A 16,210-nucleotide genomic window follows, 5' to 3' on the forward strand; every position below is an offset into this window, starting at 1 on the left:
TTGTGAATGTTGAGTTACTCAAATTGCTATCTCACCGGCGTCATTGTATGTCCAATGCCTCGAATGCCAGTCCTTCCAGGTTGTCGCCGGTAATGACCACCCGGTAATGTCCGGCATTGATGAACGTCCCGGTCGTGGTACTCATCATACGCCACTTCTCCGGTGTCTCGGGGAAGTTCAGCGTGTCGTCCTTGAGCACGACGCCCTTGGCATCGATGAACTTCATGTTCACCGGGATGGGTTTGCCGGTGCTGTTCATGTATTTGAACCGCAAGGCATAGACTTGCGCCAGGCCCGTGGAGACCTTCCACTCGATGCGGTTCCGCGTCCCTTTGCCAAAGAAGATGCCGCTCTTGTCCTTCACGACCTTCACCTGGTAGTTGCCGCTCACCTTGGCGTCCTCTGCCTCGTACGTCACGTTGACACGGGCATTCTTGTCCTCGGGCAGCAGCTCCTTCGGGGTCTTCACCAGCACCTCCCTGGCAGCCTTCTCCCAGCTCCAGTCATTGCCGACGGGAAGGGCAGGCACCGTCACCAGCGCATTGTCCGTGGCGATGGCTATTGCCGAGATGACCGCCTGTCCGGCTTTCACCTCGGGGAAGTCGATGACGAGCTTCCCGTCGGTCACTTCGGCTTCGACCACCTGCTTGAATGCCCCGTCGTGTCCGGCTTCCGCCCAGATATCGAGGTCATCGATCACGGTCTTGCCGTTGACCGCCACGTCGAAGATGCGCATGCCTTCGCAATCAATCAGCGGCGCACCCGTACCGTGCCACGGCTCGATGAAGTACAGCTCGACCCGGTACTTGCCGTTCGGCACCTCAAACCGGTAGTTCAGCTTGTGACGTCCGAAACGGAAGGACTGGAACAGTTTCCAGTCGCGCGTGCCACGGATGGGGTCGTTCGTCGTGCGCTGGCTGGCAAGGTAGGGATTCAGCTCCTTGAAGTCCTCCGCCCATGAATGGGAGAAGTAGGTGTTATCCGTCTCCCACGTCTGACCGAACTCGTCGACGTACTGGTCTCCCCCGCAATTCACCCGGTAGAGGTAGTGATAGCCCGGAGCTGCCTTCAGCAACGGCTTCGCATCCTGGTAGAGCCGGTCGAAGTTGGGGGCTTCGGGCAGGTTGTTGAGCACAATCAGGTCTTCCGCTACCGCCTTGCCCTGGTAATAGCCCACGGCACGCAGGACGTTGTAACGGATGTCGCGGTAAGCCCAGATGAAATGGGTCCCGACTTCCCCCTTGAGCTTATAGCCCAGGAAGGCCTCTTCGCCCGCATCGTTGTACAGACGGACGGAGTCACAGTTGCTGTACACCTCGATGGTCGCACGGCGCGGTTCGGTGAACCGGTCGGGCCAGGTGTGCGAGGCGATGTAGACCATCGGGTCCTTCTTCGCGCTCACGTAGTTGGAACGGTACATATAATAGACATCCAGCGGCTCTTCCCATGGCGTGACCAGTCCCTTGTAGTTGAACGGACCGACCTTGTCTATCTTGCGGTACGCCTCGTCGGGCTGACGCCGTCCGGGATTGTCGTGGCTGCTGTAAATCCACTGGAAGTGTCCGCAGACCTTGTCCTTCGCCTGTTCGGCAAGGCGCACCTTCACCTCCATCAGGTGGCACATGTGCTCCTCGCTCCAGATACCTTCCGAAGCGGCAGCACCCGGCTCCGTATGCAGGTCGATGCTGCGCCATCCGCCATACTCGCCGTTGAGCAGCTGGTTGGGCTGTGCCAGCTCCTGGTCATACTTGAAGATGTCGCCACCGTACGTGCCGCTCCAGTTCTGGATGACGTTCCAGTCGGTGCCGTCACCCCCGTTGCAGGTCGTGATGATGCGCATGTTGCGGGCGGTCGGGTCCATCTCGCGGATGATGTCGCAACACTCCTCGGCAAACGCCTTGGGCAGCGTGCTCTCGTTCTGCAAGCCCCACATCACCACGGACGGGGAGTTGCGGCGCTCCTTCACCCAGCGGCGGAGCATCGTCTTGAAGTTCTCGCGGAACTCCGGCGTGTCGTACCAGATGTGTGCCGAGAGCTGCGTCCACCACAGGATGCCCTCCTTGTCCCAGTACTTCTGATATTCCAGGTTATGCGGTTGGTGGGCATCACGGAAGGCGTTGAAGCCCGCATTCTTGATTTGTTTCACACGCGAGGCAATCTGTTCGTGACTGAAGGCGTGACTCTGTCCGAACTGGTGCTCATACTCGCACACGCCGTTGAGGAACACCGGCTTGCCATTGAGGTAGAACCGTCCGTCGCCGTCGTTGCGCTTCACCGGCCAGCTCAGCGTACGGAAGCCGAAGGGCGTGGTTATCTCGTCGGTCGTAGCCGTGCCGCGCTTTATCATCGTTGCCAGGGCGTAGAGGTAAGGACGCTCCGTGCTCCAGCGTATCGGGTCCTCGATGGGCGACTCCTGGTGCACCACCTTGGTCTCTCCGGGTTGCAGGGTCACCTCCACCGGAAGGCGGAAGACCTGTACCCCGTCGGCATTGTTCAGTCGGTTCACCAGCTGCACGGTCTGCGGCTCGCTGCCGTAGTTGGTCACCTCGGTATCCATGTACACCGTCTTCACGGCGTCGTCGTGCCAGATGTGCACGCCGAAAGGCTCGATACGCACCTCGTCGGTCACCTCCAGCACCACCGGACGGAAGATACCGAAGGGCTGCGAGCCTTCACTGAAGCCCCACTCCGACGAGCAGCCTCCGCACACCCACGGCATGTCGGCAATCATCTCCGGATGTTCGGCTTTCACCTCCAGCGTGTTCTCCGTAGCGAGGGCGTCGGTCACATCGAGCGTCAGGGTCGTACGGCCGATGGGGTGACGCCCCAGGTCCTTGCCGTTCAGGCGGATGGTGGCATACGTGCCCACCCCCTCGAAGCGCAGGAAGTAGCGTTTGCCCGGTTCAATCCGGTCGAGCGTGAAGTGCTTCTCATACCCGGCTGTGCCGTGCAGGTTGCCGTGCGTCAGCTGACGGTAACCGTAGTAGTCGTCCCAGTTGTGGGGGATGTTGACGCGGTGACGCTGCGTCTCCTTGCCATCGGACGTGAGGAGCCACGTGGTCCAGTCGCTGTCCAGGTTGACCAGCGTGCGTCGCTTCTTGCTCTCCGGTTCCGGGAAGTGCACCTTCGACCGTCCCATCGGACGGCTCGTAGCCACGGCAATGCCGCGTTGCTCGGCGTTGTTGACCGCGCAATAGAAGTGATAGACCACGCCGTCATGCTTCACCACATAGCTCTTGTGGGCGAACATCTCGTCGTAGGGTTTCGTGGGGTAAATGAGGTCATCGCCCTGCCAGTCGTCCCACGTCACGAGGTCATAACTGCAGGCGAACGTATTGAATGCCTTGTAAGGACGGCTCGGATTGAAGGCGGAGAAGTAGAACATCACATAGACATCGCCCATCTTCACAATCTGGGCATCGCCCGTGATGGTCCCCTGCGCCTCGTGGCTGAAGACCGGGTTGCCCTCGTAACGGGTCCACTTCTTCATGTTCTTCGAGAGCGCGATGCCGATGCGCTCGCCCTTGATGTTCGTGGCGGGGTTGATGCCGCCGGCATTGTAGTACATCACGAAGGGTGCCCCCAGGGTCTCGTCCTTGTCCCAATAGACCATGGTCTTGTAGTGCGTGAGCCGTTCCCACCACTGTGCCTTCTTTTCACCGGGAGTCATCACGGGCTTCTTCCCCGTCTCCCACTCATGGGCAACGGCAGGACTCTCCTCGGTCCATGCGACACCGATGGACAAGGGCGCCTCGATGGCTTCATAGCCCCGCCCTTCTCCACCGAAGTAGCTCATCCACGCCCGGTCCTTGTAACGCTGGAGGGCATAGCTTCCGCCCCACTCCATATCGACCAGTGCAGGGAATCCGGCACGCTGGTTGCTGTCCCACATGCCGTCGCGGTAGGAAAGGACACGTCCCAGTGTCTTCCATTCCAACAGGTTGTCGCTCTCGGCAAGCCAGGTCTCATACCCGCGCCCGTCCTTGGCTTCCTTTCCATTGTAAATGACGTAGGTCATGTACCACTTGTCGCCCTCACGGAAGACCGTCGGGCAGTCAATCTTGGCATGGTTGCTCGTCGGAGCTACGACCAAGCCGTATTTGTAAGGAGTCTTTGCCTCCTCATAGACTTCCGCCATGCGCTCCTGTGACACGTGACGCTGCGCCTGCACATTCCAGCAGCACAACGCCGTCATCAGCATCAGTAATAATGAGTGTCTATTCATTCGTTCTTCGTTTATTCAAGTCTTTGTTCCGACAGCGTAAAAGCAGGGGACCAGTCTGCAACAAGCACGGGATAGACGGACCAAAGTATAATACTTAGACCCCCTAAGTATCATACTTAGGCAGCCTAAGTATTATACTTTGGTCCGTACATGCCCTATGATGTCCGCGTCAATCCCGGGCTTGGCAGATGTCAATCCCCTGCCAGCACTGCCGTGGCTTAGTAGAACAGCCAGTCCATGGCATCGTCCGTCCCGTCAAGTGCCGCATTGCGGGTCGTGATGGCGGAATCGGTGAAGCCGAGGACCAGAGCCATGCCTGTCGGCAGCAGCAAGGTGTGCTTGCCAGCCTCAAAGCGGTAGGCATGGATGTTCGCCAGCGGCATCTTGTCCAGATGGATGGCGTTGGTCAGCACGGGTTCTGCCTGTCCGTATTCGTTGGCGGACGCATCGGTCTCCAGCTTGGGTGCCTTGGCATACTTCTTCTGGTCGTCCTTGAAATAGCCGACCAACAGGCTGACGGGCGCCTGGCACTCAAATTCAATCTTCGTGCCTTCCTCCCGTTGGGCAGCTCCGTCGACACAGTATGCCGTGAGTCCCTTCAGTTCAGGAGCCAGCGCCTGTACCTTGTTCGCAGCGAGGTTGCTCATCAGGACCGCGCCTTCAGCCAGTTTCACCGGTTTCAGCGAACTTTTCATTTGGACTGCCGCAGGCTTCAAAGGTTCAATGGCGGCAGCCTGCTCGGTCACTTTTCCGGCAGCCTTGTCCTTCAGTGTCTGCAAGTGTCCGCGGAAGTTGGCAAGCTCGGCTTCGTAGTGCGGCAGCAGCTCCTCCCAGGTCTTGTTCTTCCCGTCATCGCCTCCGATGGGGATGCGTCGTTGGGCGGTCTGCATGCTGTTGGCGTAGAGATAGCGGTCCTTCGTCAGGTCCACCAGCTTGCGGTAGTGCTCCAGGCTCTTCTCCAGCAGCGGCGCCACCTCGTCGAGGTACTTCAGGTCCTTGCTCCACTGGTAGTTCAGCACCTGCTCGGCCGCCTTCACCTTGTAGTTGAAGAAGTAGGCGAATTCACGGTAGCAGTGCATGTCGTTGATGAGGCGTGCCAGCTCGTCCTGGTTGGCAGTAGCCTTGCCCGCCAGCTGGTCGATGGCAGCCACTGCCTTGTCGCCCCGCTCGGCACAGTCGTTCACGACGTCCAGCGGAAGTTCGCCCACGTGGGGCTGCTTCTTCCATTCCTTCTCCACGTATTCGATGAGCTTCTCCCCTTCCGGTCCGCAGCTCTCGTAGAAGCCGGGGTAGATGGTATACTTGTAGGGGTTGACCAGCTGACTGACGAACATGCCCAGCAGAAGGGTCTGCCGGTTGCCCTCGGTGATGCCGAAGCGACGGAGCAGCTTCGGGGCAATCTCGCCCGACTGTTCGTACGCCTCACGCACCAGCGCGCCCTGTTCGTCGCTCAGTCCGTAGAAGTTGGCAAACTCACGGTCCCAGTACTGCATCTCCCCGTTGCGGTCGCGTCGGCAGTTCCAGGCATAACGTCCCCAGAGCTTGTACCATGCCCAGTCGCGGTAGAGCTGTTCCTCGCGCTGTCCGTCGGGCAGCTTGTCGGCGGTGTAGGGATACTCCCAGTAGGAAGCCTGCGGGAAGAGGTGCAGCGCGTTGGCTCCGTGCACATCGTGCATCGCCTGTACGGTCTTCTCCACGAAGTCGGGCGAGCTCCAGCGGAAGGGCTCCAGGTTCGCCAGCACATGCACGTTCTCGATGTGTGTCGACCCGAGGGAGCTCAGGTCCTTGTGTATCTGTGCCCAGGGTCCGCGCGGCTCGTAGGTCGTCAGCGACTCGCCGTTATACTTGTGCATGGTGTAGAGGTTCTTGTACAGCGGAAGGGCGGCATCCATCACCATCTTGCAGTTGGTGTCGTGGGCACGCACCAGGATGGGCGGTTCGTCGGTACGTCCCAGTGCCTGCAGTCCGTCCTTCACACCGGGGATGATGGTCTGGGTGAACCACTCCACATCGTCCTCGTAGGTATCCATCGCCTCGCCCAGGCAGACGAGCAGACCGACGTTGGGATACTTCTCCACAAAGGCGGCAATGCTCTTGCGGGTATAGTCACTCAGCAGCGGGGTGATGGGGCGGTTGCGGTCCTGCGTCTTGATGCCGTAGTGTTCGGCAAAAGGCTTCGACACGAGGATGTTGTAGAACTTCTGGATGACGAAGATGCCCCGTTTGTCGGCTTCCTCGGTCAGGAACTTGTACATCTCCTCGTTCTTCTTGAAGGTCTCCTCGTCCACCTCGACGGCAAACGGATAGTCCTCCAGCTTCACCAGCGAGGCAAAGGGGTGCCCGTTCCACAGGTAGAGCGAGTTCATGCGGTTGTCCACCAGCATGTCGAGGTACTTGATCCAGCGTTCCTTGTCATAGAACCAAGGGAAGTTCTCCGGCGTGTAGGGGTACTCGTACACGTGGTAGCCGGGCAGGATGTAGGTCTTCTGCACGCCGATGCACGTACCGCGCAGCACCATCTCGGGCGCATCGGTCACCTGGTCGGGCAGCTCCAGCTCTCTGTTGTGTTGCAGACGGTCCGTCAGGTCACACGTTCCGTAGATGACACCGCTCGGGTCGTTGCCGCAGACGGTGGTCACGTTGCCTTCGGTGGTGATGGTATAGCCTTCCTTCCTAAGACTGTCCTGAGTACTTACCGTGAGCGAGATGACTTTATGTTTGTTGTCTCCTTCGGGCAGACGGTCGGTGAGGGAGGCATCATAGCCCGATGCATCCAGGATGCGCTCCAGGCGTTCCCCGGCATACTGTACACGGTTGCCGGCACCCGGCGGCACCACGACGATAATCTTCTCCTGACCGCAGGCGGCGAGCAGGATTGCCATCAGCGAGGCAGCGAATAGTTTGCACTTGTTCATAAGGTTGTAAATAGTTCGTTTTAGTACTAGTTGGATGAATAGTTGACAATGACTTCGTCCGTCCCGGTGATGCGTACCCGGTAGCGGTCCCCGCCCACGTGTTCCACCACACCGACGGAAGCCTCGGGCCGTCTCTCCGAACGGAAGTACAGGTAGCCCTGTCCTCCGGTCGCCCGGACACGGATTTGGGCAGCATCCATGCGTACCCGTATTTCACCTTGCGGGGTGGGCACGGCGCCCTCCATCCACTCCAGACCGCCCAGCGTCGGCGTCACGGTGAACTCTTCGTAACCGGGCTTCAGCGGACGGACGCCCAGGTAATACTTGCCCAGCAGGTAGATGGGGCTGGCTCCCCAGGCATGGCAAAGGCTCTTGCCGTACGGCCGCCCGTACATGGAGAGATGCTGCGTCCCCGTCTCCGCGGGGTTGTACTTCTCCCAGAAGGAGGTGGCGCCTTCGCGGAGCATGCCGCCCCAATAGGCCTTCATCTCACGCATCACCGCCTCATGCTCGCCCAGTGCACACAGGGCTTCCAGCTCGTAGAAGCGCATGTAGGGAGTGGTGATTTTCAGGATGGCGTCGTTGAGCAGTACGGAGTGTTTCACTGCCTCCTGCTGTTCCGGCGTCAGGTAACCGAAGAAGACGGCAAACATGTTGGCATAACGGGTCACGGCTTCGCTCTGCCGGCCGCCGATGCGGTTGTGCACCAACGCCTGCCGTGCCTCGTCCCAGAAGGCGGGCATCAGCTTGTCGCGCAAGGCGGAAGCCAGCTCGCCGTACTTCTGCACGTCGGCAGTGCAGCCTGCCAGACCGGCACAGAGCGCCATCGTCTCCAGGCTCTTGCAGAAGAGCACCTGCTCGAACGAAAGCTCGCCGTGCTTGTCCAGGTAGCCGTCCGCCCAGTCGACGAACACCCAGTCGCCCGTCAGTCCTTCGACCATGCCGTCGGCATTGGTACGTCCGAGCACATAGTCCATCATCGTCTGCATGCGCGGATAAATCTGGCTCACGAAGTGGCGGTCGCCGGTGTACATATAGTAATCATAGATGCTCAGGAACCAGAAGAAGGTGTAGTCCATGATGGTGTTGGTGTGGCTCGTCACGGGGTCCTTGCCGCGCAACAGCCAGATGGTGCGCTTCACTGTCTCGCTGTCGAAGAAGAGGTAATAGTTCATCAGGTAGCTCTGGATGGCATCGCCGCTCCACACCCAACGGTCGCGCTTGATGCCGTCGATGAAGAACTCGCGCGTGGTGAGGTGCATGGTGTAGGCTCCCACCTCCCAGATGCGGTTCAGCTCCTCGTCGTTGCAGCGGAAACTGCCCCGGTAGTCCTCCGGCAGGAACTCATACTCCATGCCGACGCGGTCCACGCTCAGCGCATCGGTCGGCTTGAGGAAGACGTAGCGGAACGCCTTGCTGCTCTCCAGCACGTAACGGTCGGTGCGCTCCGCCGTCCGGTTCGTGGCAAGGTCGGCAATGTGCTGTCCGTTGACCTCCAGGCGGTCGAGCGTCTCGCAGTGTTCCGTGTCGCAGGCCTCTTCGGGGCTTTCCCCGTAGTAGAGGTCCAGGCAGCCCGTTCCATGAATGCCTTCCAGGACGACATAGCCGAACGTCTCCCGTCCGAAGTCGTACAGCACGCCTCCGTTCTCCGGAGAGGTCGTCACGGGTTGCAACGGCTTGCGTTCCAGCCGGAAGGCTGACGGCCGCTGCGACGGGTCGTCGAAGTTCCAGTGTCCGGCATCCATGTATACCGTGGCGGACGTGTCGCTCGCCTTTCCGCTCTCGTCAATCCACTCCTTGTCTTCGTAGGTCACCTTCCAGGTGCCGTCGGTGTGTACCGTCGGTCCGCTGACATAGAGGGCAGGCGGCGTCGCCTGGTTCCAGATTTTGATGTTCAGCTGGTGCCTGCCTGCAGGAAGCCGGAAGGCACGAGGCATGCCGAACTGCAACTTGCCGTCGAGCTTGATGTTGTAGGTTCCCTCGGCAGCAATGCGAATCTCCTCTTCCTGCTCCAGATCAAGCGTCTTGCTGAACTCCACGGTCACATAGTGGCTGTCCATCTTCCAGAAAGGAGGGAAGAAAGCTCCGCGCTCCGTGCGACGGCTGTTCATGCGGTTGCCCAGCCAGATTTCATAGTCGCCCGGATACCATATCCATGTACTCTTATTCTTCATCGCCATATCGTTCTTTGGTTATTTGCTCCAGTGTCTTCCCGCGTGTCTTCGGTGTCCAGATCGTACCGACCAGCAACGACACCATCAAGAGGCCTATCATGATGTAGGAGGCGCGGTAGAAGCCTTCCCCGTTCTCGCCGTAGATGTAGACAAAGCAAAGTCCCCACACGGCAGACAGACCGCGCACCACGAAGAACATGATGCCCTGTGCCGCCGCCCGGTATTTGGCAGGGAACAGCTCCGATGCCCACAACGCATAGAACGCCTGCACGGAGACACCAGCCTGAATCGCCCACAGCAGGGTGAAGAACAGCAGACCCGACAGGCTCTTGATGCCGATTGCCACGATGATGAACCATGCCAGTACGCCCATGCCCACACCGAAGCAGTAGAGCCAGCGCTGGTTGACCTTGTCCACAACCATCGAGAAGGCAAGGGTGGCAAAGATGATGATAATCCACTGGGCGGCAGAGAGCATGTTGGCATGCACGTTCGAGAGTCCGCCAGCCGTCTCGTAGATGTGCTGCTGGAAGAAGCCCATCACCGAGCTGACGAGGTTCCACGTCAGGTAGATGCCGGCGAGGAAAATCATGGTGCGGATGTTCACCTTGTTGGTCAGCAATGTGCCGAAGGAGGCAAACGTGCCGCCCTGCTTGTTCCCGGCCCCGGCGGCAGACTTGGCAGCCTTCCACTCTTCCGACTCGTTCAGACGGCGTTGCAGCAGCCAGGCGATGAACGCGACGATGAAGAGCGACGCGAACACGATGCGGCTACTGAAGACATTCAGGGCAGCCCCCGTCAGTGTACCGCCGCTCACGGCCTCAGCCAGCGACTCCACCCAGCCGAAGAGGATACCGCTCGTGCCGTCGCCCGTCGGCGGAGCCAGCAGCATGCCCAGAATCAGGATGATGGTGGGACCTACGCCCCATGCCATCTGGGAGATGCCGATGTTGCGGCCACGGTTATTCACTTCAGAGTTCTCGGAGATGTAGGTCCACGATGCCGGTACCCCGACGCCGACCGAGATTCCGGTCACCAGGAATCCCGCCAGCAGCATGGGGAAGTTCACCGAGATGACGATGAGCGCCACGCCCAGCATGTAGACCAGCATATTATAGGTATAAATGGCTTTGCGCCCGTACTTGTCGGCGAGGAATCCGCCGATGATGGCACCGATGGCAGCGCCCAGACAGTTGGCACTGATGGCATTGAGCCAGCCCAGATGCCCCTCGGTCAGGCCGAGGTAGCTCTGCCACAGCGTCAGACCACTGGCACCGGCAACGATGGCTCCGGCGTCCAGGTAGTTGGTCAATGACACGGCAATGGTGCTCTTCAGACTTCCTTTTTGGTTTTTCATTTCGTTTGTACTGTGATTGTTCGATTGGCTTATCTTTCAATTGGTCGGAGCAGGCCGGCTCTTGCCTTGATGCTGTCGCTGACCATCGGTCCGTTGTTCTCCCACACATTGCCCGGTCCGTTGGCATTCTTGAGGAACTTCTCCCCTTCGGTCCAGTTGTCCTTCACGGTGATGAACGACGACCCCTCGTCGGTGTAGAGATAGAACCAGTGGTTCGGGTCGTGCGCATAGCCGGGCGTGTAGATGCTGTGCACCACGTTCTCCACCACGTAGCTCTTGGGCTGTGCACCCAGGGTGTAGATGCCTGCGGTGTCATACATGTGCTTGGCATAATGGTGAATTAGGTTGGCACGCACGACGTTGTTGCGCATGCAGTTCACCGTCTGTGTCCAGCCCCAGCCCAGGCTGATGCCGGTGTAGGAGACCTCGTTGATTTCGTTGTGCTCGATGGTGATGTCCGCCACATAGCCTGCGGCAATCGCCACGCAGCCCCAGTCCTCGTTGGTCACGTCGGTGAAGAGGTTGTTGCGGACGGTCTGGAAGGTGCAGAGCTCCCGACGGTCTGCAGGGTCATAGGGCTGATGGGTCTCGTGGGCTGCCGGTGAGAAGCTGCCCAACACCAGACCGTTGCCGGCAATGTCGCGGAAGAGACAGTCCTCCACCAGTCCGCCTCTCGTGCCTTCCACATAGTCCAGTCCGGTAGAACCCAGGTGCTCGAAGTCGCAGCCCAGGAAGTCGATGCCGTCGGCAAAACGCACGCTCACTGCCGTTCCGGGACGTCCCAGCCAGCCCTGGTTGTCCAGCTTGTGGTTGTTGTAGTTGCGTATCATCTTCGGTGTGATGCGGTAGCCGTCGGTCATGTACATACCTGCCTGCAGGGGCACATGGCCCTGCAACGAGGGACGCATCCACGTGGTGTAGTGGAAGTCCACGTTTCTGAACTGCACGTTCTGCACCGGACGGTCGATGGTGCCCAGCACCTGTACCAGAGTCTCCACTGCCGGGACGACCGCCTCCGCCGAACGCATGTCCTCGCCTTCACGGGGATAATAGTAGACCTTGCGGGTATCGATGTCGTGATACCACTCACCGGGACGGTCGAGCAGCTCACGGGCATTGGTCAGATAGAACGCCGAGTTATGTCCGTCAGTAGTGACCATCGGACTGGGCCAGGGATGTTCGAACTGGATGCGGCTCTCCGGGTCGTGGAAGCGCACACCTGCCGAATCGCCACGCACCTCGATGGACTTGATACGCAGATTCGCCACGCACCACATCTCGTGGAGCACCATCTCGGCATAGGGCGCCTTCATCACCTTCTTCACCGCCTCGGCAGGCACCCAGAGCACCCGCTCCTGCTTGTCGACACTGCGGATGCGGTACATCTGCTCAAAATCGTCCACGTCGCGGGCACGGACGGCTTTCACTCCGTTGACCCACAACTGGCGGAAGTCCAGCGGACGTCCGTTGAACGTCGGCACGTCTGCCACCCACAGCTTGCCCTGCCGCTTCCACCCCGTCAGGGTCACACCTCCGCTGATGGAAGCACCGTCCTCTCCCTGGATGACGGTCGGAGCAGCCGCTGTCCCGCTGTCCTCCGGACGGATGAACACCGGCTCATAGACCGCATGTACGCCCGCAGCCAGGTGGATGGTCACCCCGTCTTTCACCGAGGGGTCGTCCAGCCGACGCAACTCGCGTGCCTGGCGCAAGGCAGCCGTCAGCGTCGCCTTCGGCTGTTCCTTTGTTCCGTCGTTGGCATCGTTGCCACGGGGCGACACCCAGATGTCGGCAGCCGACAAGCTGACACTTGCCGACAGCAACACAATCGATAAGAAATGTCTCATAATATATTTAAGGTAGTTAAGTTTCATTTTGCCAACGGCATCCACACCGTCATCTCCGACTTGCCCCGGTTGCCCCAGGCGAAGTAAGGAATCAGGCGGATTTTCACCGTACGGTCAGCCTTGCCCACCTCCCGGTAGAGCACATTGTCCCACGAAGCCTCGTCCATCAGGCGTGCTTCACCGTCGAGGGCAATCATCTTGCTGCCGTCAATGGTGATTTCCGTCGGGATGAACTGAATCGTGGAGGGAATCAGCACGTCGTCGATACGGCGTCCGTCAGCCACATCCATGCCTTCCAGACAGTAGACCAGCGGACCACGCTTCACCACCACCTGGTTGCGGGTCTCCTCCACCAGCGGATTGGACTCCATCAGCTTCACGCGCATCTCCATGTCGAGTTCCACCACGTCGCCCTTCTTCCAGACACGGTTGAGTGTGGCATACGTATTCGCCTTCACCGGCACGTCGACCGCCTCTCCGTTGACCTTCACCGTGGCACGGTCACACCAGGCAGGGATACGCAGGTGGAGCGCCATCTCCTGCTTCTTGGGGACGGCACGGAAGGTCAGCATCACCTTCCCGTCATAGGGATAGCCCGTCACCTGAGACACTTCCAGGTCGTGCTTGCCCAGCTTGGTCGTCAGTTCGCTCTGCCCGTAGAGGTTGCACCACAGGGCATTCTCGCTCACGGTGTAGGCATAGTTCTGTGCTTCGCAGATGGTGCGCAGCGTGTTCGGCGGACAGCAGAAGCAGCTGATGTACTCCTGACGTTCGCGCGGCCAGCGCAGGGTATAGGGGAAATCGTCGCTCAGACGCAGGGGGTTGGTGTAGAAGTAGCGTTTACCGTCGAGGCTCACCCCGCTCAGCACGCTGTTGTAGAGTGCCGTCTCCACGATGTCGGCATACTTGGCGTCGCCCGTGCTCTCGAGCATCCGCCAGTTGAAGAGCATGTTGCCGATGTTGGCACAGGTCTCGTTGTGCGCCGTGCTGTTGGGCAGCTGGTAGGCACGTCCGTAACTCTGATGCACCTTCTGGATGCTGTCAGGCTCGTAGCAGGTGCCGTCGGGCGATGTGCCGTCGTAGAGCGCCCCACATGCACCGGTGACATACATCTTGCGGTTGACGATGTCGTTCCAGATGCTCGTCAGGTTCTTCATCAGCTGTGCCTCTCCGGTCTCGGCATACACGTCAGCCACGCCGGCATAGAGGTAGTTGGCACGCACGGCATGTCCCATGGCATTGTATTGTTCACGGAAGGGGATGCGGTCCTGGTTGTCGTCGGTCCCGTTCTCCACCATGCCGCGGATGTCAATGAGGTTTTTCGACAGCTCCAGGTAGCGGGGATTGCCTGTGGCGCGGTACATCTCCACCACACCCATGTAGTGCGACGGGCAGATGGCGTTGCGTGCCAGTTCGGCAGACGCTGTCTCATAGAAATGGCAAAGGAAATCGGTCGCCTTGATGGCTGCGTCAAACAGGGTACGCTTACCCGTGGCGCGATAGTGGGTGATGCCCGCCATCATGAGGTGACCCAGGTTGTAGGTTTCGAAGTTCAGTCGGTTGGCAAAAGCCCCCTTCTCGTCTTCCGCTCCGACCTTTGTACCGATGACGGTCTGGTCGCGGTGTTCGCTGTGTGTATCGATGCCCTTGTTTCGCTCTTCGATGATGACCGGTGTGTGGATGTATCCATCGGCACGCTGTGCCTTCACCACCTGTTCGATGAACTTGTCCATCAGGGCATCCAGTTCGGGGTCTTTGTTGACGGCATAGACGGCAGCCACAGCCTCCAGCCATTTATACATGTCGCCGTCGTGGAAGGGAGGTCCCCAGTGTTCGCCCTCACACGTTCCGGCAGCGATTTCGAAATTACGGAAGCCGTGCGAGATGTCCGGATTGCTCCAGGTTGCCCACATGCTCTGCAAGGAAGTGTTGCTATAGACATTGAATCGTTCCCCCCAGAAGCCTCCGGTCCACTTCACGGCACCGAGGGGTGTGTTAACCATTTTCGCATACTTACTGTGCGCCATATCAGTCAGTCCGCCTGTTTGTGAAAGGGCAGCCCCGACTACGCACGTAGCCAGTGCGACTGTAGAGAATAGTCTTTTTATCATAGTATTATAGTATTAGTTTCATAGATTAACGTGCAAATATATAATAAAATATATGGATAAAGGAAGCATAAAAGGATTCTTTTGTTCTTTTCTTTACTTTTCGGGATAGATGGATGCCACGGACGTTGCCCCGCCTGCCTCTCTGCTCAAGTTATTGTTGCGCCCGTCAATCTTAATTGTTATGTGCGGCGTGGGGAAGGATGGTGATTGGACGGAATTGGGCATCGCTGAACTGATGGCATCAACAATATGGGGTGGACATATTCCATCGGTAATACCGTAAATGCATGCAAACGAATGTAGGGGCGACCGGTCGGGTCGCCCGATACACACGCCGCACGGTCAATTGTCCACCGTTATATATAAATGCAGGGAAAACAATCAGGATTGGACCGGACATTTGTGTGTGACAGTCGTTTGTTGGACCGGGCGACCAGACCGGTCGCCCCTATATTTTGATTGATTGGACGGAATTGGGCATCGTCGAACTGATGGCATCAACAATATGGGGTGGACATATTCTATCAATAATCACACGAATGCATGCAAACGAATGTAGGGGCGACCGGTCGGGTCGCCCGATACACACGCCGCAGGGTTCATTGTCCACCGCTATGTATGAATGCGGAAAAACAATCAGGATTGGACCGGACGTTTGTGTGTAGCAGTCGTTTGTTGGACCGGGCGACCAGACCGGGCGCCCCTACATTTTTGATTGATTGGACGGAATTAGGCATCGTCGAACCGATGGCATCAACAATATGGGGTGGACATATTTAGAATAAACGCCTTGTTTATCCGCCACATCTCATCATTGCTTTGGACGATATTATACGCTTCATCCCACCCATCCTCTCCCAAATCAAAGTAGGTATAGTCTTCTCCCGCTCTTTTTATGTATAATGTTTCTGCTTCATAGTCATATTTTCCCAACATTTTCTGCTTATTCTAGTTAGGATTTTTCATTTGTTCGTCTTTTGCTCCCAACGGCCCAATCTTTTCCTCTTTTCTAACTGATGCAGTGCTAGTTCTTTTATCTTTTCGTCGCTTGTTTCTGCAGCTAATTTCTCTAATGCAGAGAGACTTTCTGGCTGAGGTTGAGCACCAATTGCATAGATAATCTTTTTTATATAAGAATATTTAGTTACTACATCTTCTTGAAGGTATTTAGGTATCTTGATTAATGCTTCTAATAGCAAAGATATATTTGCAACATTTTTATTAAAATGCCATTGAAAAGAACCTACAATATCTTCATGCTCTATATGCCAATCTTCAAGCAATAATTTCTTGTAAACATTTTCAAAAGACTTTATATTTCTAATAGGTACAAGTCTCAAATAACACAATGCATCACAATCTCTATTTGAGATAATCTCATTATAATTTTTGATTATGTAATCTTCGTTTTTATATTGAGGCATTTTTTGATAAAAATCATCAAGAGGAATCTTAGAAGATACAAAATCAAGAATAATATTTTTTTCTGATTCGGTCATTTCTTTATGATTTTAATTAGTTGATATTCTATTATATTATTATTGAAAATATCAAGAGCCTTTCCTTGCCCTAATGCTATAT

The 16,210-nt window shown here is 57.5% G+C and carries 7 protein-coding genes; all 7 read right to left on the reverse strand.

Annotated features, from left to right (window positions below; genetic code table 11):
- Positions 1-40: 40 nt before the first annotated feature.
- The 7 genes from C8275_RS13840 to C8275_RS13875 all read right to left on the reverse strand — a co-directional run bounded on the left by C8275_RS13840 (position 41) and on the right by C8275_RS13875 (position 16,128).
- Entirely contained in the window at positions 41-4,225 is a 4,185-nt protein-coding gene (locus C8275_RS13840; protein ID WP_199881942.1) for a malectin domain-containing carbohydrate-binding protein, read from the reverse strand.
- 218 nt (positions 4,226-4,443) lie between these two features.
- Positions 4,444-7,140, reverse strand: a complete 2,697-nt coding sequence (locus tag C8275_RS13845; protein WP_106625596.1) for a glycoside hydrolase family 20 zincin-like fold domain-containing protein — start codon at positions 7,138-7,140, stop codon at positions 4,444-4,446.
- A gap of 26 nt (positions 7,141-7,166) precedes the next feature.
- Positions 7,167-9,320, reverse strand: coding sequence for an alpha-L-rhamnosidase C-terminal domain-containing protein (locus C8275_RS13850; RefSeq protein ID WP_106625597.1), 2,154 nt, complete (start codon positions 9,318-9,320; stop codon positions 7,167-7,169).
- A complete protein-coding gene (locus C8275_RS13855; RefSeq protein WP_106625598.1) occupies positions 9,304-10,671 on the reverse strand; it encodes an MFS transporter in 1,368 nt (455 codons plus the stop codon). The genes C8275_RS13850 and C8275_RS13855 overlap by 17 nt, the downstream gene beginning before the upstream one ends.
- A gap of 29 nt (positions 10,672-10,700) precedes the next feature.
- Positions 10,701-12,518 (reverse strand): right-handed parallel beta-helix repeat-containing protein, encoded by a 1,818-nt coding sequence (locus C8275_RS13860; RefSeq protein WP_106625599.1) that lies wholly within the window; start codon positions 12,516-12,518, stop codon positions 10,701-10,703.
- A 23-nt stretch (positions 12,519-12,541) separates the two neighbouring features.
- Positions 12,542-14,629 (reverse strand): glycoside hydrolase family 127 protein, encoded by a 2,088-nt coding sequence (locus C8275_RS13865; protein ID WP_106625600.1) that lies wholly within the window; start codon positions 14,627-14,629, stop codon positions 12,542-12,544.
- Between the two features lie 962 nt (positions 14,630-15,591).
- Positions 15,592-16,128, reverse strand: a complete 537-nt coding sequence (locus C8275_RS13875; protein ID WP_106625602.1) for a hypothetical protein — start codon at positions 16,126-16,128, stop codon at positions 15,592-15,594.
- Between the last annotated feature and the right edge of the window lie 82 nt (positions 16,129-16,210).

The organism is Bacteroides sp. Marseille-P3684 (assembly GCF_900291465.1).
GTDB lineage: Bacteria > Bacteroidota > Bacteroidia > Bacteroidales > Bacteroidaceae > Phocaeicola_A.

Coding starts and splice junctions, on each gene's coding strand:
- C8275_RS13840 (WP_199881942.1), bottom strand. CDS start 4,225: ATGAATAGACACTCATTATTACTGATGCTGATGACGGCGTTGTGCTGC.
- C8275_RS13845 (WP_106625596.1), bottom strand. CDS start 7,140: ATGAACAAGTGCAAACTATTCGCTGCCTCGCTGATGGCAATCCTGCTC.
- C8275_RS13850 (WP_106625597.1), bottom strand. CDS start 9,320: ATGGCGATGAAGAATAAGAGTACATGGATATGGTATCCGGGCGACTAT.
- C8275_RS13855 (WP_106625598.1), bottom strand. CDS start 10,671: ATGAAAAACCAAAAAGGAAGTCTGAAGAGCACCATTGCCGTGTCATTG.
- C8275_RS13860 (WP_106625599.1), bottom strand. CDS start 12,518: ATGAGACATTTCTTATCGATTGTGTTGCTGTCGGCAAGTGTCAGCTTG.
- C8275_RS13865 (WP_106625600.1), bottom strand. CDS start 14,629: ATGATAAAAAGACTATTCTCTACAGTCGCACTGGCTACGTGCGTAGTC.
- C8275_RS13875 (WP_106625602.1), bottom strand. CDS start 16,128: ATGACCGAATCAGAAAAAAATATTATTCTTGATTTTGTATCTTCTAAG.